The organism is Aquimarina sediminis (genome assembly GCF_002895435.1).
GTDB lineage: Bacteria > Bacteroidota > Bacteroidia > Flavobacteriales > Flavobacteriaceae > Aquimarina > Aquimarina sediminis.
In genome coordinates this window covers 818,575-836,896 of record NZ_POYJ01000001.1, presented here as the reverse complement: position 1 = coordinate 836,896, position 18,322 = coordinate 818,575, and the positions used below count along the sequence as shown (strand labels likewise).

The window sequence follows — 18,322 nt, the reverse complement described above, 5'->3', positions numbered from 1 at the left end:
TGTCTCTTAAATTATTACAAAATTTTGTGTATTATAACGATAAAAATGATGTTTTCAACAAATTATTAACATATAATGAACAAATATCTTTGTTAGTTGTTGATAACTTGTTATATTAGAGGTGATTAACCTTAAATCACACAATCATGAGTCATTTTTATTTAACTTTTGGGCTAAGTTTTAAGAGCCTTGTAAATTTTTTAAAAGAACTACCTAGGGCTTCAAGCTATGCGATTCGTAAGTAATAGAGATATAACAAATTTTGGGCATTTGTTTTTTAAATCTATAAGAGGGATTATTTTCTGGTAATCCCTTTTTGTCATTTTAAAATAACTTGTTTATTTTGAACTCTCACGCCAGACTATGCCTGAATGAATAGTCTTACGATGGGGGTTTTAGCCCCTCAATATATCATTTTCATAAAAAACGATAAGACTGGTAAAGAAATTATTATAGGTAGTCTATTTATAGCTTTTTATGTATAATGGCGTATTGATATCATTATCCACTTTATTCCAAATCTTCTCTGTCAAAGTCTTCTTTAAAATTTGATACATTAGGAAAACCTAATTTTTCCAGTTTTCCAAAATACAATGCAAAATCAGATTCTTCTGGTGCTAGATCCCAAAGAAACTTAACGATCCATTGATACCATCTTGCCGGTGCAGGGTATCTTTTTAAATAGGCTACTCGTTGATTAAATGTTAGCTTTTTTTGATCTAACCACTCTGATAATACCATGATGTGTGTTTCTCCTCCTCCCATTCGCCAGCAAATACTATATGGGTGACACGTTGGGCAATACACCCAAGGAGGAGGTACGTCTCCATGTTTTTCGAGATACTCTTTGCTTAATTTTAGATACCATTCTGAATTACTATATTTTCCCATAGGTTTAATGTTGGCTACCGATTTCTGTAGGGGTTAATGGATTATCTGTAAATCTCTTTACCTAACTAAGTATAAGGCTAATTACTAAAAGACTAATTTGTAATAAGATAAAAGGAGAGAGATTTAATATAGCTCTTTTTATTCCATATTGATTGAATTTGGTCAGTCCCAAAATCAGAATTTTTAGAGAAAAAAACCAACTGAGGTAGAGAATAAAATTTCTGGAGTAGGGATTGTTAAAATCATGAACAAAAAAAACTGAGTGTTTCAACCCTCCTCTTATTATGAGTCCTACTGTAATTGGAATAAGAGCATAGGCAGAAAGAGAATAGATTTCTATGTACTTCGCTTTTCCTTTCATCCATTTTCCGATTTTATAGAGAATAAGAGAGCAAAACATACCAACCAAAATAAAAAGAAATATAAAAAATATTAACTCCATTAAATTGAGTATGAATTTATTTACTTCTTTGTCTTCATCAAAATCAAAAAGGAATTGAATCATCGCGTATAAACCAAAAATTATAGCACTTTTTCTCCATAGATCATCCTCATATTCGTTATCAAGGAGTTCGAGACCTTTTTTAGTTTTAAATAGAGTAAGAAGTATAGATTTCATTTACTGGTTTGTGTTGTGTGTTGTTACCTAAGTAATAAAAAGTATTACTGTTTTCAAATGGTCATTGATTATAGAGTATTGCTTTTCATTTCTTTTAATTCTTGGATACAAGTTAATGTATATGTCAGAAAATGGTAAAATGTTACCTGAATCACAAATTTTTCTACATTATTGTTGTAACTTTTTTCTTGTTAGGATCAATTCAGAATGTTATGGGTATTATTTCTTATAAACAGATATTCCTTCCTTGATAGTTTCTAAGACCGTGATATTTTTAATTTCTTCTATTGAAACTTTTAGAGGGTTGTTATCTACAATGATCATGTCTGCTAATTTACCTACTTCTAGCGTACCTTTGGTATCTTCTTCAAAATGTTGATAAGCAGACCAGCTAGTAATGGCTTGTAGCGCCTGATAAGCGGTTATTTTTTCATTAGGTCCAATAACTTGTCCAGAACGTGATTTTCGCTCTACCGAAATGCCGACCATACGCATTAAGTTTGGCAGTGCTACAGGGGCATCTGTATGTATGGTAATCTTTAGACCTTTGTCCAAAGCGGTTTTTGTAGGGCTTATTTTGTTACCGAGACTGTCACCAATAATTTCTTTGTGCCAGTCTCCCCAATAAAAAGTATGTAAAGGGAATAAAGAGGCAATAACATCTAACTCTTTGAAAGAGTCTAATTGATCTTCACGTATATATTGTCCATGGATTAGCACATTTCTTCTGTTGGTATTTCCATACTTATCTATGGCTGGTTTCATGGTTCTTATCATCTGATCCATAGCAGCATCTCCATTTGCGTGCGTCAAAATCTGCCAATCGTTTTTAAACCCCTTTTCATACAACGAAGCAACTACACTATCTTCTGGAATAGCGGGATAACCACTATACTTTTTATCTGCTCCATCTGGGGGGAGTAGATAGGGTTGTGTTCGCCATGCAGTTCTACCCTGCGGCGAGCCATCTAAGGTGATTTTCATACCTCCAATTCTATAGTGATTGATGTATGATTTACTATTCCATATAGAATTCATGTATTTATCGGCAAATAGATAATCAACATAGCTTACAACATCCAATTTTAACTTTCCAGATTCGGCAGCATCAACTAACATATCATGATTTTGCATTGCTCTACCTTCATGAGCCGTGGTATATCCATAGGATAATGCCATACGTTGTCCTGCTTCAAAAAATAGATCTTCGGCTTCTTTGTTAACTGGACTTAAGGCAGCTAGCATATGCGGGATTGCTGCTAACTCTTCTAAGACTCCATTAGGCTCATTGTCTTTTTCTCGTCTTATAATACCACCTTCTGGCTCCTCTGTCTTAGAGGTTATACCCAATTGTTCGAGACCTTTTGAGTTAACAACAGAAAAATGCCCCGAAATATGAATTATCATAATCGGAAACTCTGTAGATACCTGATCTAAATCATGCTTGGTAGGAAAACGTTTTTCTTCTAATACAGAATCATCAAAACCCATTCCGAAAACCCAACCTGTCAGGGCTCTGTTTTCTGGGGTATTCCATTTTTTCAGAATATTTAGTAAGGTAGGAATATCTTTTGCTCTGGCATCTGGTGGAGGTAGGATTTGCGCTCCAATTGCCTGAGCAGAAAATGCCGCAAAATGTGCATGAGCATCAATAAGACCAGGGAGTAGGGTTTTACCTTTTAGGTCTACTATTTGATATCCGGCACCAGCAATTTGCATGGCAGTTTTGGCATCGCCTATATAACTTATAGTATCGTCTTTGGATACTAACGCTTCTACATAGATTGGTTTATCACTCTTCATGGTTAGAATATCTCCATTATAATACACAACCGTGTTTAGGTTTTCTTGTACCGTTTCTTTTTTACAACTTATAAGGCTTACTGTGATTAGTAGTATAATAAGTGAGTTTTTCATTTTTCATTTTTTTTAGATTAAGGTAGAAGTTTCCTTTGTGATTTTGTTGTGAAGGATTGGTTCTGACTGTCCTTTTGAAGCCCAGTTAATCGTCGCGTTTGTATGTAAGTAGTTGGTTATATGGTTTAATAACTAATTTAGTAAATTAAAATCGAATTAGATTTAGTGCAAAGCCAAATTTTCACATTTTGTTTTATCTTAATTTAAAAGTAAAATGAAAAATTTGGCAGAAGTTTGTAAATGGTAACTAACCTTGGGTAAGAGCGTACTAGCAATAAGCTATGCACGATGTTAGTAGCTAGCTTTATGATATTCCATATATTTTGCAGTAGTATTTGCTATTTCAGTTCCATATAATTTTTCTACAATGTGAAATGACAAATCTATTCCTGCCGATATTCCTCCGGAAGTATAAATTTTTCCACAATTTGTAAATCTTTTGTCTTTTTGTGGTATTCCTGTTGGTACTATCTTTTGCATATGGTCATAAACTTCATGATGAGTACAATAATGTTGATTGTCTAATAATCCCAGGACTCCTAAAATTCTCGAACCGGAACAGATACTTAATGTTAACTCTGTAGTTTTATGGTGCTTATCCACCCAATTTAATACTTCAGTATCTTTAAGTAAGGGAATTGTTCCTTGACCACCGGATACTATTAAAACATCTATTTTTGGACTGTTGTTAAAGTCATATGTTGGATTTACAGAAAGACCATTTACTGCTGAAATAGGTGTTTGTTTTTTTGCAACTGTAAAAACATTAAAAAGTTTAAAACTGTGTAATTGTGATGCCACAGCAAAAACTTCAAAAGGTCCCGAAAAATCTAATACTTCTGCGTCATTAAAAATAAGAATTGCTACATTTTTTTTCATAATATATAATCTGATTACTAATTTGGATATAAATGTAGTCGCTATAAAAAATTAATAAAAGGACAAAAAATGGTCTTTTTAAGACAGTTGAAGTTAATTTTTAAGCTTAAGTTAAGTAGTTTTTTCTAATATAACTCTTAATTGCTTTGACGATTTAAACCCACATAAGTGAGCAATATGTTCTACTTTATGTCCTGAATTTTGTAACAGTTTTTTTGCTCTTTCAATTTTTAGCTTAGTACGATACTCAGATATGGTGATTCCTGTTTGTCTTTTGAAAATACGTGTTAAATTTCGTGGACTAATGTGTATTAAATTAGCTAAAGATTCAAGAGTTGAAGGTTTATCTAAATTATGAATTATCCAATCTTGTACAGTATGAATTCTTTGGTCTTGATGATTTCTAAATTGTAAAAAAACACTTTCTTGTTTGTCATTTTCATTTCTTCTAATATATACAGCTAGTTCTCTGGCAATTTTTAGAGCATTTAGTTCTCCATGTCTTTCTTCAATTAAAAATAATGCCAAGTCAATCCCTGTAGACACTCCTGCACTGGAGTATATATTTTTAGATTTTACAAATAGTCTATCATCAAGGGGTTTCAAAAGAGGGAAATTTGTTTTTAATTTTTCAATAAACCTCCAATGTGTCGTACATTCTTGATTGTCTAAAATTCCAGATTTTGCTAAAAGGAATGCACCCGTGCAAATACTACAAATTGTTGTTTGATTAGCGTTTGCATTTTTTAACCATTCAAAAAACAAATCGTGACTTGAATAATCACTAAGTTGTTGTGTACTAAATCCTGGAATAAAAATTATATCATTTTTTTTGGGATTTGTTTTTGAGAAATGAATTAAAGAAGAAAATTCTAACCCAGATGAACTGTTAACAGTAGATTTGTTACTGATAAATTTTAAATTATAATCAAAACCTAATTGTTGAGCTTCTTGAAATACCTGAGAAACTCCACTTAAATCAAGCAAGTGTACTTGGTTGGTTATAAATATATATATGTTAGACATTGTTTATAGTTTTGTCTTAGCTTATTACTAACGTTTAATATATATGTCGTACCTGGGCAAATTGTTAGCTAACTATTGACATTTTCTGTACATGGACAGCTATATTTTCCCTTTGCAAGCATTGCACCTTATCAAAAATACAACAACCATTCAATTATTCTTTTATAATCATATCGAAAGTCCTAATTCCAATTTTGTTGTTAGTAATCCGAATAATTCTTTTTTCAACATTGACATCAAAAATTGCTGAATACTTTTCGGAATTACTATAAAATTCATCAACTGCTTTTTTTGAACGAGTCAACATAAATTCCTCAAAGTCAATGGTGTATGTTTTGTGAGAATTCAAATCAACTAATATAACTTCTTTTCTTTCTATTAAATCTGGTCCAGCAGCATTACAATTACTCTTTGAAATCAGAAGAAAGTTCTTTTTGAAAATCTCTCTGATGTAACAATTTTCATGTGAACTTTTTGGGACTGTAATTACTTTTTTACCTGCAATCCAAAATTCGGATTCTGAATCTTTTATTATTCGTTTGAGTTTTAATTTTTCATATTCAATAACTACTTCGTTTGTTTTTTCTACCATATCAGTTCGAAAATGCGAGAGGAACTGCAGCTCGAAGGGAATATTAGGATATTCTGGTTTTTTATATTCTATAGATTTACAACTAACAATTAAGTTAAAAATCAGGATTATAAATGGGAGTAAAATGTTTTTTATCATTGTAGGTAATAGTTTGTGTATGACTAGTATTAGACTTTACGTACTAACTTTTTAATTTTTATGTTTATACTTTTATATAGGTGTGGAATAATAGCACAATGAATTATAGTCATTGCTGACTAAAGTTTTTACTTCAGTCCACTTACCTTAACAAATAAATATTCTTCTCGACTTTTATATCCATTTATTAAGCTTTTCGATTTTAATTTTAACGTACCATCTTTGTTAATTTGTCCTTTATAATTAACCTTACCATTTCTGCTCGTGGTTGAAAATCTAATTCTTTGTCCATTCAGCTTATAATTCCCAATACTTAGATATTCCATTTCCAGATTAAACCAATCCTTTAAGTCAAGAGCTGTCGCTTCACATTCAGTAGAAGCACTAATAACTTTTCCATTCGAGTAAAACCTTAAGTAGCCTTGAGTTCCTTCTTCGTTATCTTCCTCATATTCACATTTCGTTTCGTAAAGTCCATTAAACTTAATCATTACATTATTCCTATTTTGTGCGAAGCAACAAAAGGAAGTTATAAAAAGTAGAATGATATTTAATTTATTCATTTTCGTTTAAGCGAATTAACTGCTATTTTTTGTTCAATGATTGTTCATAGAGGAAATTTGCTACTTTGTAGATAGCGTAATTCTTTTCTTTTGAAATATCGGAATATAAATCGCCTTTAGTAAGTTCATTAATCATCTGACCTAATTTCAGTGAATTACTTTTCATAATTAGTCCGTTAAAATTTATAATCCAAGGCGTATATAAATAATTTGGCTTACTGTCAGAATTTTCAATGGTCAAGACTTCTCCATTTTTAAATTCAATTGTTATTTTTCTCCAATCAGTTGTGGTGCTCCAATTTCTATATCCAGTATTAAATACTTCGTCAATCACAGTATCAGGAATCGAATCAAATTTGTCAACAACCTTTTTGTAAAAACTGAAATCTGTGTTTTCTCCTGGGAACGTGTAGTAATTATTATAACCAAAGTGGTCATAGCCTTTTTTCTTTATTTTTTGTTCTTCTTTATCTATGAAGTCCTTAAAGTTCTTTAAATCTTCATTTGAAGCTTTTACATCATTTACTGTTAGCTCTTTGAAACGAGAATTATCAATTTCGCTGACTATCTCGTTTAATTTTTGAGGGTTTATTTCTTTATCCATTTTGGATAAAAATCGTCTACTTTTTTTGTGAAGCTTAAATAAATTATTTTTTAAATGATACTTTTTGAATTGCCTGTCACTATGAAAACAACCTTGACTGCCTGTTTCGATAGAGAATTTATCAATACTATTTTTTGACAGGTCGAATAGCGATTTTGGAAGCTCATATTCCTTGGTTTTTTGTTCATTAATGTCTATAAACAATCTTTTATCCAAATAATTGTCAGCAACTACAATTTGGTTTTTGAAAATAACAGCATTTGAAACATTGATAGGTAATTCCATAAATCGATACCACACTGTTTTTATTTTATCAAATCTTAAAACAGTATTTCTATCAAAACCTATTTCTTCACTTTTGTAATTTACCTTTAAATAAGGTTCTTTAATTGGTACTTCATTTGTCATAAGCTTTGAACCTATAAAATCGTTTTTATTGATTTTATAAATTTTATCAAAAGTAAAAGCAAAAAGGCTATTGTTTTTTGTAGCGATAGCTATTGGTAGGCGGCTCAAATTTTTATTGGATTGCCAAATAGAAGTGAAATTTGAATCTCTCAAATCAATTTTTAAATCTGATTCAATCAAATAAACCGATTCATTAGATGTAGTTTCAAAGTCAGATATATTAGGTAATTCTATCCAGTCTATATTATCATTTTTTGTATAAAAAATATTTCCTTGCTGGTTGATAATGTAATAGTTTCCAAAAACCCTTATTTTTCTAATATCTGGTCTATGTTCTTTGGAAAGTCTTTTGTATTTTTTTTGGTCTAAAGGTGTTGGTAATCTCTCCCAAGTAATACAATTGTCGGTCGTTTTATATAGAACGTTCCAAAAAGAACCAAACAAGCCTGTTTTTTCATCTTTAGCAAAATGAATTGTCGCAAATCTTAATGCGTTTTCATTTCCTGCTTTATCAAAGCTCTTCCAAGTTTCTCCTTTATTTTCAGTATAGTAGATAAGTTGAGAATTTCCACTCATCCAAGCTTTACCGTTGTCGTTAATGTAAGCTGCATCAATCCAACTACTTTTGCCAAATTTTACTTTATCCCAAGTCATTCCTTTGTCTGTTGAACGAAAAACAAAATCATGATTTGAGTTTTCTCCATGAATGAAACCAGAAATCATCAAAATATCTTCTGAAAAGAAACTCACTCTCTCAAAAGTTCCGCTACTTGTAATTGATAAAGGGTCTTTTGTTCCTATGGGACCGAAATGCCATAAGTCACCAACTTTATTAGTGTAGTATGTATTACCAGCTTTTGTTGCAATCCAAATCTTTTCGGAAGGTGAAATTCCCAATTCCGAAACACTTCCTCTGATTGGTACATCCTCTAAATACATATCTTGACAAAAGGACGAAAACGTTAAAAAGAATACTATTACTAAAAATATTTTTTTCATTGTATAATTCGGTTTTTCGAAACTAATTCTATTGGTAGAATTTATAAATTAAGTTTGAGTAAATTTTAAATATCAGTTAGTTATCTAATTCAGTTATGGTGTGTTGCTAGTTTTATGTTTTAATTGTTAGCAACTTTAGAGCATAGTTATTGAGGTTACTTTATCCACAATATTGAGAATATGTGATCCCTATGAATATTGATGTACCCTATACACATTTTAGTTACTGAAGTTAAGGAAGTTAAGGAAGTTAAGGTTATGCTGGGTACGGGAAAACCACAATATTTGATTTTGTTTTTTTGCTAAAATTGTTGTGCTTTGCGTGTTAAATAGCTTATAATTAAAGAGTTGTGTGTTTTTTTTGCTAAAAAACAGATTGGTTTGCGTAATAATGGCGTGATTTTTGTTGTTATTTTAATAATTCCTATACCCTTTTTAGTCTTAATTTTTTTAGCATTAAATCACGTTCGTATTTCGATAGTAAAAACAGCTGTTTTACGGGAAGCAGTAATAAAAATGTAGAATTATAGAGGATTGTGTTAAGAAAGCTGATTTTTATTAAGGAATTGACCTTGCTCAAATAAATAAGAACACCCTCTTTTATATGTAAAATTCATACACAAAAGAAGGTGTTACTATATACAGTGGTGTTAAAAGCGTTACCTGCTTTGCAACTCATTCATTGCGGTGGCAAAGTTTTTTACGATACTTTGGTATTTATGATGTGTTCTATTGGTTACTATGGTTTTTCCATAAGAGATTGTTCCTAGCTGCATATTAGAATCATTAGCATATATGATGGTCGATGCCAGATTTTTTGAAGAGGCAGTAGTGAGAAGGGGAGAAGTGGCATCAATAATGTTAGCGTTTAGCGGTTCTCCAATGGTAAAGAATTCTGGTGTAAAATTATTCATCGCTTTTCTTCCTGTAACAGTTGCCATTTCTAAGGCATACATCCCACAATCTCCTTGCTGAGGAGAAGAATATGTATTTCGTTTATGTGAGATGAGTCGTTGTCCATAGTCCAAAAGGCGTAATTCTTCAAGAGGGTTTAATCCCACATGACTATCCGTTCCTATGCTCCATTTACCACCTACTTCCTGATATTTTCTTAAAGGGAATAACCCATCTCCCAGGTTACCTTCGGTACTGGGACAAAGAACCACATTGGCTTTGCTTTTGGCAATCCCATTAACCTCATGATCTGTAAGGTGTGTGGCATGTACCAGATGATATCTGTCATTCATATCTACATTATCTAATAACCATTCTACAGGTCGTTTTCCTAGATAGGAAATTGAGTCTTCGATCTCTTTTAGTTGTTCAGAAACGTGGATGTGAAAAGGAATGTCCTCAGGACCTGATTTTGCAATTTCGGCAATGTCTGTTGGTTCTACACCTCGCATAGAATGGATGCCAACGGCTATATTAGCATGCTGATATTCTTTACAGGATGCTCTACTAGATTCTAATAGTTGTAGATAGTCATCAATAGTAGGGGAGATAAACCTACGTTGTCTATCGTTAGGTTCTTGCCCAAAACCACCTTTTTGATAAAATATAGGAACTAGTGTAATGCCAATACCGGCTGTTTTTGCTGCAGAAATAAGAGCACTACCCATTTCTGATAGGTTAGCATAGGGTTTTCCGTTTTTATCATGATGTACATAATGAAATTCGGCAACATTGGTATATCCATGTCTAGCCATCTCTGCATATAACATAGTAGCGATAGCTTCCATCTGTTCAGGATTCATGCTTAGTGCTAATTGATACATAGCCTCTCGCCACCCCCAAAAATCATCTGGGTTGGCACCTCCTTCATGTCGCTCAGCCAATCCTGCCATCGCATATTGAAACGCATGTGAATGTGCATTTTGAAATCCCGGAATGGCATAACCATCATAAGTCTCTACATTAGGTTTTACATCATGATCAGAATCTATAGAAAAAATGTCTGTAATTATACCTGTACCATCTACGGTTATTCCTGCGTTTTCTTTCCAACCTGTGTTTTGTAATATTCCTTTAAAATGATAGGTTTTCATTTGCTTATATTCTTTGTGATTAGAGAGTGTTAACTTATTTATTGATCTCTATATCTTATTTTAATACTATTAAGTTATAAGTTTTTATTAGCCTTTCAGCATTCAATCAAAGCCTTCAACTCCAAACATCGGACTTCCGACCTCCAATCCTCCAACTTTTCAATACTATTAAGCATTCAACGTTTCGATCAAACGCTCCATGGTATGTTGTAGCACTTGCTGTACTTGTTTTGCCCTGTCTGTATTATAGGTAATTTCATTATCATCCATATATAGAATTTTATTCATTTCTAATTGTAGGGCATGAATATCATTTTTCGGTTTTCCGAAGTACCGTGTAATATGTCCACCTTTAAAAGGAGTATTATGATTGATTTGGAATTCTCCTGATTGTAATCCGTTTAAGGCAGATTTGATAAGTTCGGGATATGCCGTTTTCTCGTCGTTATTTCCTAAAATCATATCCGGAAAAGGATCTTTTTGGATAGTGCTTACCCTATGGCGTATCGAGTGGGCATCCCATAATACTACTTTGCCAAACTGCTTTTTTCTTTCTTCCAGTAAAGCTTCAATTTGCTTGTAGTATGGCCAGTAGTAGGTGTCTAGTCTTCTATTAATTTCATCTTGATCAGGCTCTACATTCTTTGATTTATAGATTTTATTACCATAAAAATCAGTGGTAGGTGTATTTGTTGTAATAAGCCTGTTGTCATTATAGAGGGGGACACTTTCTGGATCTCTGTTAAGATCAATTACCCATCGGCTTAGGTTTGCTTTAATTATAGTGATACCCATGGAAGAGGCAAAACTATATAATCGATGTACATACCAATCAGTGTCATCAAGATGCTTGCGCATTCTTTTTTTGTAGTGTTTTTTTATTTCTGACGGGAATTTTGTACCCGAATGAGGAACACTTATAATGATAGGAACTAATGGTGCTTGTGGCTCCTTTATTTCAAATAATTTCATATTATTTTTTGTTTGCTATTTCAGAAAATACCAGAATACTGTCTTCGATAGCCTTAATATCTATTTCGCTATTCGTGGGTTTTTTAATAACCAATAAGTCGGATTGGTGTATAGTATATATCTGCTCATTAACAGTAATAGTGGCTTTGCCAGAATAGTTATAGATAAATACCCAATCCCATATATCTTGTGATGGGTATTGGATACTATTATTTTCTTTTATAGTATGACCTGCTAGCTTACCGGTTGTATTGCCCGAAGTCATCAAATTAAAATCGGTACATTTTCCTGTAGAGGTTGTTTTCCAACCTCCTTCAAAATGATCGCTATCTAAGGGGGTAAGGTGTTTTGAATGCTTGTTTTTATGATCCAGAGTGATTTCGCCATCCAAAACCATTAATGTTCTTGATATACCAGGTAATGAGGTGAAAACAGATGTGTCTATCACCACTGTTGCCATACTTAGCCTAAAATCAAAATTTAATTTTTTGTAATCTGCCGTAGGAGGGTTCATAAAAAACTGCGTTGTTGTTCCTCCTGACCAATTATTGGTTATAAAATTATCTGATGTGATAAGAGTAGCTTCCATATAGCGTAAACATAAATAAAAATGATCATATAATTATTGAATTGAGCTTGTCAAAATTTTAACAATCCTGTTTGGGTAAAATTTTGGCAAGCTCAATTTGATATTTTAAAGTGCATAAAAATTATAGCATATCCTTTAATACATCATCATCTACCAGATTTGGTAGGGTGACTTTAAGTTTTGGTGTTCTTTCCATTTCTCTTTTTATGGCGAATAAAGCTTCTTCATTTCTAGCCCAGCTTCGTCTAGAGATGCCATTGTTTACATCATAAAAAAGCATACGCTCCAGTTTTTCTGAAGCCTCGGCAGATCCGTCAAGTAACATTCCGAAACCTCCGTTGGTTACTTCTCCCCATCCAACGCCACCACCATTGTGTATAGAGACCCAGGTAGCACCTCTAAAACTATCACCGATTACATTATGAATAGCCATATCTGCAGTAAATTTACTACCATCATAGATATTACTGGTTTCTCGATAAGGTGAATCAGTACCACTAACATCATGATGATCTCGTCCTAAAACTACCGGGGCAGAGATTTTTCCACTTTCTATAGCTTTGTTAAAGGCTTCAGCGATTTTTATCCTACCTTCTGCATCTGCATATAAAATTCGAGCTTGAGAACCCACAACAAGTTTATTCTGCTTTGCTTCTCTAATCCAGGTAATATTATCCTGCATTTGCTGTTGTATTTCTTTTGGAGATACTTTTTTAATGGCTTCCATTACCTCTAAAGCAATCTGATCTGTGGTATCTAGATCTTCTGGTTTACCTGAAGTACATACCCATCTAAAAGGACCAAATCCATAATCAAAACACATAGGTCCCAGAATATCTTGTACATAAGATGGATATTTAAAGTCTATGCCATTCTCTGCCATGATTTCTGCTCCTGCACGAGAAGCTTCTAATAAGAAAGCATTACCATAATCAAAGAAATAGGTGCCTCTGGTAGTATGTTTATTAATAGCATCTGCATGTCTACGCAAAGATTCCTGTACTTTACTTTTAAATGCATCGGGATCAGTACTTATTAAGGCATTGGCTTCGTCATAACTTATTCCTGCCGGGTAGTATCCACCAGACCAGGGGTTATGCAAAGAAGTTTGATCTGACCCTAATTGGATATGTATATTTTCATCATAAAATCGTTCCCATATGTCAACTACATTACCTTGATAGGCAATAGAGATAGTTTCTTTTTGATCCATCGCTTTTTGTGTTCGGGTAACTAAGTCATTGATATCATCAATAATTTCGTCTACCCAGCCTTGTTCGTGGCGTTTTTTGGCAGCTTTTGGGTTTACTTCCGCACAGATAGTGATACATCCTGCTATATTTCCTGCTTTGGGCTGCGCTCCACTCATTCCTCCTAATCCAGAGGTTAAGAAAATTTTTCCTGCTGGCGTTTCACCAGATTTTAATGTTTTTCTAAATGCATTCATGACTGTGATCGTAGTACCATGCACAATTCCTTGTGGTCCAATATACATATAGCTTCCTGCGGTCATTTGTCCATATTGTGTTACACCCAGCGCATTGAACTTTTCCCAATCATCAGGTTTAGAGTAATTAGGAATCATCATCCCGTTGGTTACTACAACTCTAGGAGCATCCTTGGATGAAGGAAATAATCCCATAGGGTGCCCGGAGTACATATGCAAGGTTTGCTCTTCGGTCATTGTAGCCAAATATTGCATTGTAAGTAGGTACTGCGCCCAGTTTTGAAATACAGCTCCATTACCTCCATAAGTTATTAATTCGTATGGGTGTTGTGCAACTGCATCATCAAGATTATTCTGTATCATTAGCATAATACCCGCTGCTTGCTTTGTATTGGCAGGATACTCGTCTATAGGTCGTGCATAGATAGTGTATTCAGGAATAAATCGATACATATAGATACGCCCATAGGTATTTAATTCTTCCAAAAATTCTGTAGCAAGCTCGTTATGCCAGTTTTTTGGAAAATATCGCAAAGCATTTTTAAGCGCTAATTTCTTTTCTTCGTTGGATAAAATTTGTTTTCGTTTGGGAGCACGACTAATTTTTGTATCCAAAGATTTCTTTGGAGGTAATGTTTTAGGGATCCCTTGAAGTATTTGCTCTTTGAAGGTCATATTTGTTTTTTTTGTCCCCAAGGTGTGTACCTTAAAAAGGGGTGTTTTTTGTTTTATGATACTAGATTTCCTAGTTTCCATACCTGAGAAGGAACAATTTTTCCCTGGTGGTAAAAGATTTCATTATAGTGATCGGTTTCAAACAGATTAAAATCTGCTAACATCCCGGGTACTAATCTTCCTCTGTCTTCCAGACGAAGTGCTGCTGCCGCTCTATATGTTATTCCTGCAAGAACTTCAGAATTACTTAATTTTTGGAAAGTACCAAGAATACAGGCTTGTGTTAACAGGTCTCCCATAGGAGCAGAACCAGGATTCCAGTCACTGGCAATTGCCAAAGCGCCACCAGCATCCAGAATTTTTCTGGCAGGAGTAAAGTCACAACCTAATCCTATTGAAGCTCCTGGTAGGGCTACAGAGATTACATTACTTTGTGCCAGTATATTAATTTCTTGTTCTGAGCTTGCTTCCAAATGATCGGCACTAACGGCTTCCATTTTTACAGCTACTTCACTGCCACCGGGGCTAAACTGATCTGCATGTACTGTAATATCAAATCCCATTGCTTTTGCCTTTTCAAAATAAGGATAGATATCTTCTGGTTCATAAGCTCCTTGTTCTACAAAAGCATCAACTCTACTGGCTAGTTGCTCTTCCTTTAGTATAGGGAATAAGGTATCACTAATATTTTGAAGATATGCTTTATGATCTCCTTCAAAATCTTTTGGCAATATATGTGCTGCCAAACAAGTTGATACTAAATCTGCATTAGTATCTGTATTTGCAGTTTTGATTGCTCGTAGCATTTTGAGTTCTTCGTCTACAGAAAGCCCATACCCACTTTTTACTTCGATGGTGGTAATCCCTTTTTTTAATAAGGCATTGGCTCTTTCTATCACTCCTTGAGTAAGTTCTTCTTGATTTGCTTTTCTGGTTTGGGTAACGGTATCCCATATACCTCCACCGTTTGCCGCTATTTCTAGATATGATTTTCCAGCATTTCGCATTGCGTAATCTCTGGCTCTGGATCCAGAAAAACAAATATGCGTATGTGCGTCAATAAACCCTGGAGTACATACATAATCAGATTGTAGTTCTATAATCTCAGCATTCAACTCTTTGGTCTTTATTTTTAAATCTGCGAAAGTGTCGATATTATGGATATATCCATCTTCGATAAGTATACCAACATCCTTCTTTATTTCGAGATCTTCATCTTTTATAGCACCTTTGATACTCAGATTATCCATTGAAATAAGCTGAGTGATTGGTCCTATTAGTTTATAATTTTTCATAATTATCGTTAAGGTATAAACTCTGGTAGTGATTATATATACTATAATGGTATCAGAGTAATAAGAGTACTTTTTTTAGTATACTTCTAATTCACCAGAAAATTCTGTTTCTAATGATAAGTTTTCTTTTTCAGATATTTTAGTAGCGATATCTACAATAGTTTTGTTTTTTACTATTTGTATTCCTTTCTCTATATCATCCGCGAATACTCTGTCTTTATCAGCAAAAGACACATGTTCTCTAATTATTTTATGAACTTCATCCAGTATGATTCCTGATTTTAGAGGTTTTCTAAACTCAAAAGCCTGAGCAGCTGTTAAAAGTTCGATAGCCAGTATTTTTTCTACATTTTCTATAACTCTTAGTGCCTTTCTACCTCCAATAGAACCCATACTTACGTGATCTTCTTGCCCTAGAGATGTTGGGATACTATCTGCGCTAGAGGGAAAACATAAGCCTTTGTTTTCGCTGGCTAGAGCTGCTGTGGTATATTGCAATATCATATATCCAGAATTGATACCTGTATCTTTCATTAACAATTTAGGAACTCCAGGAGAGTTTCCTTCTAAAGCGAGGTATATTCTTCGATCAGAAATATTTCCTAATTCTGAAGCTGCTAAACAAGCATAATCAATTGCCATTGCCAAAGGTTGACCATGAAAACTACCTCCGCTAATGGTGAGGTCTTCGCTGATAATTATAGGATTATCGGTTACCGAATTTAATTCTACTTCGAGAAGTTCTTTTAGATGTAACCATGCATTTCTTGACGATCCATGTACCTGTGGCATGCATCGCAATGAATATGGATCCTGAACACGATCACAATCGATATGATCTTCCATAATTTCGGAACCTTTTAATAAGGACTTTATTCTGGATGCTACATGAATATTTCCTTTAAAAGGACGTAATTGATGTAATTCTTTAAAAAATGGTTTTACTGATCCTTGTAACCCTTCGATCATCATAGCACCAATAATATCTGCATGTGCAAGACAATTATGTAGTTTTGCTACTACCTGTACGGCATGTGCTGCAATAAATTGTGTTCCGTTTATTAATGCTAATCCTTCTTTTGGTCCTAAGTCTATAGATTCTAATCCAGTTGCTTTAAACAATTCTGCAGTAGTAATTACATTTCCTTGATATACTACTTTTCCTAAACCTATTAAAGGTAAGAATAGATGAGAAAGAGGAGCAAGGTCTCCTGATGCACCTACAGAACCCTGGCAAGGAACAATAGGAATTGCATCATTATCAATATGCCATAAAATACGATCCAAAGTCCCTTCTGCAATACCAGAGTACCCTTGTGACAAGGATTGAACTTTAAGAATCATCATAAGCTTAGCGATCTCAGAATCGATAGGTTCTCCTACACCAACACTATGGCTTTGCAAAATGTTACTTTGTAGAATATTAGTTTCTTCTTTAGATATTTTTGTAGTACATAATGGACCAAAACCTGTATTGATTCCATATACCGGGTCTCCCTTTTCTACAATATTTTCTACGATTTGTCTACTTCTTTTGATTTTTTCTCTAGAAGTTTCAGAGATTATACCCTTGGTCTTGCCATTGGCAATTTTGATGGCTATTCCTGCTGTTAGGTGATCTTCTCCGTATGCAAAATGGTGTATTGTATCTGTCATTTGTATGTTTCTATTTGATAGTACTAATTTAATGCTTATTTTTAATAATTAGAAATACTTATTTGGTCATTAATTAATAACTATGAGTTATCAGATAGAGCTTCGTCATTTTACATATTTTATGGCTGTTGCCGAAGAGTTACATTTTAGAAAAGCAGCAGATAGGTTGTTTATTTCACAACCAGGTTTAAGTAGGCAGATTAAACAAATGGAAGATATTATAGGAGTGGCTCTTTTTATAAGAAATAAAAGAAAGGTTAGCCTGACTGCTGCGGGAGAGTATCTTAAAAAAGAGTTAGATTATATTTTTAATCATATTGATTTTACTCTTAAGCAAACCAAGTTGATAGATAAAGGAAGTGATGGAGAGATTAGAATAGGTTTTCTTGGTTCTGCAATACAAACTGTGATTCCTGATTTATTAGTAAAGGTTAATGAGGAGTATCCGAACATAAAATTTAGTTTAGAGGAAATATCGAACTATCTTCAGGTAGAGGCTATCCAAAAAGATCAATTGGATATTGGTTTTGTACGATTGGCGAGAGTACCTGAAGGAATGCAAATGAAAACAATACATGTAGATACCTTTTCTTTGGTTTTACCGGATAACCATCATCTTTCAAAAAGTACTTTTAAAAGTATCAAACAGGTGTCTAATGAACATTTTGTATTGTTTTCATCAGATTATAGTTCGCTTTATTATGATAAAATAATGAGTATTTGTGAGGATAAAGGTTTTACGCCCAAAGTATCTCATAAATCTGTACATGCTCAAACTATATTTAAATTGGTAGAGAGTGGTCTTGGCGTTGCTATTGTACCCACATCATTGCAATATGGTTTTGATTTGAAGGTGAAATTTTTGGAGATCCCTAAAATACCTCAAAAATCAGCACTTTCTATTATTTGGAAAGAGGATAATCGAAACCCAGCCTTATGGCAGATCATGAAATTTCTTTAATTCTTGCTAAAGTTTTAACTATGAAATGAAAATTTTTAAAACA

The 18,322-nt window shown here is 33.5% G+C and carries 15 protein-coding genes; 1 reads left to right on the top strand and 14 read right to left on the bottom strand.

Going from position 1 to position 18,322, the window contains the following annotated elements; all coding sequences use genetic code 11:
* Window positions 1-510: 510 nt before the first annotated feature.
* The 14 genes from C1X07_RS03710 to hutH form a co-directional block, all read right to left on the bottom strand.
* The gene (locus tag C1X07_RS03710; protein WP_103068604.1) at window positions 511-891 is read right to left on the bottom strand and encodes a hypothetical protein; all 381 of its coding nucleotides are present in this window, start codon (window positions 889-891) and stop codon (window positions 511-513) included.
* A gap of 61 nt (window positions 892-952) precedes the next feature.
* On the bottom strand, window positions 953-1,510 hold the full coding sequence (locus C1X07_RS03705) for a YIP1 family protein (RefSeq protein WP_103068603.1): 558 nt from the start codon (window positions 1,508-1,510) through the stop codon (window positions 953-955).
* A gap of 219 nt (window positions 1,511-1,729) precedes the next feature.
* Window positions 1,730-3,427 carry an amidohydrolase gene (locus C1X07_RS03700; protein WP_103068602.1) on the bottom strand — a complete coding sequence of 566 codons (1,698 nt, stop codon included), beginning with the start codon at window positions 3,425-3,427 and terminating at the stop codon, window positions 1,730-1,732.
* Between the two features lie 291 nt (window positions 3,428-3,718).
* Window positions 3,719-4,306, bottom strand: coding sequence for a DJ-1/PfpI family protein (locus tag C1X07_RS03695; RefSeq protein WP_103068601.1), 588 nt, complete (start codon window positions 4,304-4,306; stop codon window positions 3,719-3,721).
* A gap of 111 nt (window positions 4,307-4,417) precedes the next feature.
* Window positions 4,418-5,332 carry a GlxA family transcriptional regulator gene (locus C1X07_RS03690; protein ID WP_103068600.1) on the bottom strand — a complete coding sequence of 305 codons (915 nt, stop codon included), beginning with the start codon at window positions 5,330-5,332 and terminating at the stop codon, window positions 4,418-4,420.
* Between the two features lie 154 nt (window positions 5,333-5,486).
* On the bottom strand, window positions 5,487-6,062 hold the full coding sequence (locus tag C1X07_RS03685) for a hypothetical protein (protein WP_103068599.1): 576 nt from the start codon (window positions 6,060-6,062) through the stop codon (window positions 5,487-5,489).
* Between the two features lie 128 nt (window positions 6,063-6,190).
* Complete coding sequence (locus C1X07_RS03680) at window positions 6,191-6,553, bottom strand: hypothetical protein (RefSeq protein ID WP_103068598.1); 363 nt, start codon at window positions 6,551-6,553, stop codon at window positions 6,191-6,193.
* Window positions 6,554-6,647: 94 nt separating this feature from the next.
* Window positions 6,648-8,636, bottom strand: coding sequence for a WD40/YVTN/BNR-like repeat-containing protein (locus C1X07_RS03675; protein ID WP_128755184.1), 1,989 nt, complete (start codon window positions 8,634-8,636; stop codon window positions 6,648-6,650).
* 659 nt (window positions 8,637-9,295) lie between these two features.
* The gene (gene hutF / locus C1X07_RS03670) at window positions 9,296-10,684 is read right to left on the bottom strand and encodes a formimidoylglutamate deiminase (RefSeq protein ID WP_103068596.1); all 1,389 of its coding nucleotides are present in this window, start codon (window positions 10,682-10,684) and stop codon (window positions 9,296-9,298) included.
* 168 nt (window positions 10,685-10,852) lie between these two features.
* The gene (locus C1X07_RS03665) at window positions 10,853-11,656 is read right to left on the bottom strand and encodes an N-formylglutamate amidohydrolase (RefSeq protein ID WP_103068595.1); all 804 of its coding nucleotides are present in this window, start codon (window positions 11,654-11,656) and stop codon (window positions 10,853-10,855) included.
* Window position 11,657: 1 nt separating this feature from the next.
* Window positions 11,658-12,245 (bottom strand): HutD/Ves family protein, encoded by a 588-nt coding sequence (locus tag C1X07_RS03660; protein WP_103068594.1) that lies wholly within the window; start codon window positions 12,243-12,245, stop codon window positions 11,658-11,660.
* 121 nt (window positions 12,246-12,366) lie between these two features.
* Window positions 12,367-14,367 carry a urocanate hydratase gene (locus C1X07_RS03655; protein ID WP_103068795.1) on the bottom strand — a complete coding sequence of 667 codons (2,001 nt, stop codon included), beginning with the start codon at window positions 14,365-14,367 and terminating at the stop codon, window positions 12,367-12,369.
* Between the two features lie 53 nt (window positions 14,368-14,420).
* Complete coding sequence (gene hutI, locus C1X07_RS03650) at window positions 14,421-15,662, bottom strand: imidazolonepropionase (protein ID WP_103068593.1); 1,242 nt, start codon at window positions 15,660-15,662, stop codon at window positions 14,421-14,423.
* 75 nt (window positions 15,663-15,737) lie between these two features.
* A complete protein-coding gene (gene hutH / locus C1X07_RS03645; RefSeq protein ID WP_103068592.1) occupies window positions 15,738-17,318 on the bottom strand; it encodes a histidine ammonia-lyase in 1,581 nt (526 codons plus the stop codon).
* An 82-nt stretch (window positions 17,319-17,400) separates the two neighbouring features.
* Here hutH and C1X07_RS03640 point away from each other — a divergent pair, with 82 nt between their 5' ends.
* Window positions 17,401-18,279, top strand: coding sequence for a LysR family transcriptional regulator (locus C1X07_RS03640; RefSeq protein ID WP_103068591.1), 879 nt, complete (start codon window positions 17,401-17,403; stop codon window positions 18,277-18,279).
* Window positions 18,280-18,322 lie beyond the last annotated feature (43 nt).

What these genes read in the sequence shown, in the direction of transcription:
- C1X07_RS03660 (WP_103068594.1), bottom strand. Translation starts at nt 12,245, where the DNA reads ATGGAAGCTACTCTTATCACATCAGATAATTTTATAACCAATAATTGG.
- hutF (WP_103068596.1), bottom strand. Translation starts at nt 10,684, where the DNA reads ATGAAAACCTATCATTTTAAAGGAATATTACAAAACACAGGTTGGAAA.
- C1X07_RS03680 (WP_103068598.1), bottom strand. Translation starts at nt 6,553, where the DNA reads ATGATTAAGTTTAATGGACTTTACGAAACGAAATGTGAATATGAGGAA.
- C1X07_RS03640 (WP_103068591.1), top strand. Translation starts at nt 17,401, where the DNA reads ATGAGTTATCAGATAGAGCTTCGTCATTTTACATATTTTATGGCTGTT.
- hutH (WP_103068592.1), bottom strand. Translation starts at nt 17,318, where the DNA reads ATGACAGATACAATACACCATTTTGCATACGGAGAAGATCACCTAACA.
- C1X07_RS03700 (WP_103068602.1), bottom strand. Translation starts at nt 3,427, where the DNA reads ATGAAAAACTCACTTATTATACTACTAATCACAGTAAGCCTTATAAGT.
- C1X07_RS03665 (WP_103068595.1), bottom strand. Translation starts at nt 11,656, where the DNA reads ATGAAATTATTTGAAATAAAGGAGCCACAAGCACCATTAGTTCCTATC.
- C1X07_RS03695 (WP_103068601.1), bottom strand. Translation starts at nt 4,306, where the DNA reads ATGAAAAAAAATGTAGCAATTCTTATTTTTAATGACGCAGAAGTATTA.
- C1X07_RS03655 (WP_103068795.1), bottom strand. Translation starts at nt 14,367, where the DNA reads ATGACCTTCAAAGAGCAAATACTTCAAGGGATCCCTAAAACATTACCT.
- C1X07_RS03705 (WP_103068603.1), bottom strand. Translation starts at nt 1,510, where the DNA reads ATGAAATCTATACTTCTTACTCTATTTAAAACTAAAAAAGGTCTCGAA.
- C1X07_RS03675 (WP_128755184.1), bottom strand. Translation starts at nt 8,636, where the DNA reads ATGAAAAAAATATTTTTAGTAATAGTATTCTTTTTAACGTTTTCGTCC.
- hutI (WP_103068593.1), bottom strand. Translation starts at nt 15,662, where the DNA reads ATGAAAAATTATAAACTAATAGGACCAATCACTCAGCTTATTTCAATG.
- C1X07_RS03690 (WP_103068600.1), bottom strand. Translation starts at nt 5,332, where the DNA reads ATGTCTAACATATATATATTTATAACCAACCAAGTACACTTGCTTGAT.
- C1X07_RS03710 (WP_103068604.1), bottom strand. Translation starts at nt 891, where the DNA reads ATGGGAAAATATAGTAATTCAGAATGGTATCTAAAATTAAGCAAAGAG.
- C1X07_RS03685 (WP_103068599.1), bottom strand. Translation starts at nt 6,062, where the DNA reads ATGATAAAAAACATTTTACTCCCATTTATAATCCTGATTTTTAACTTA.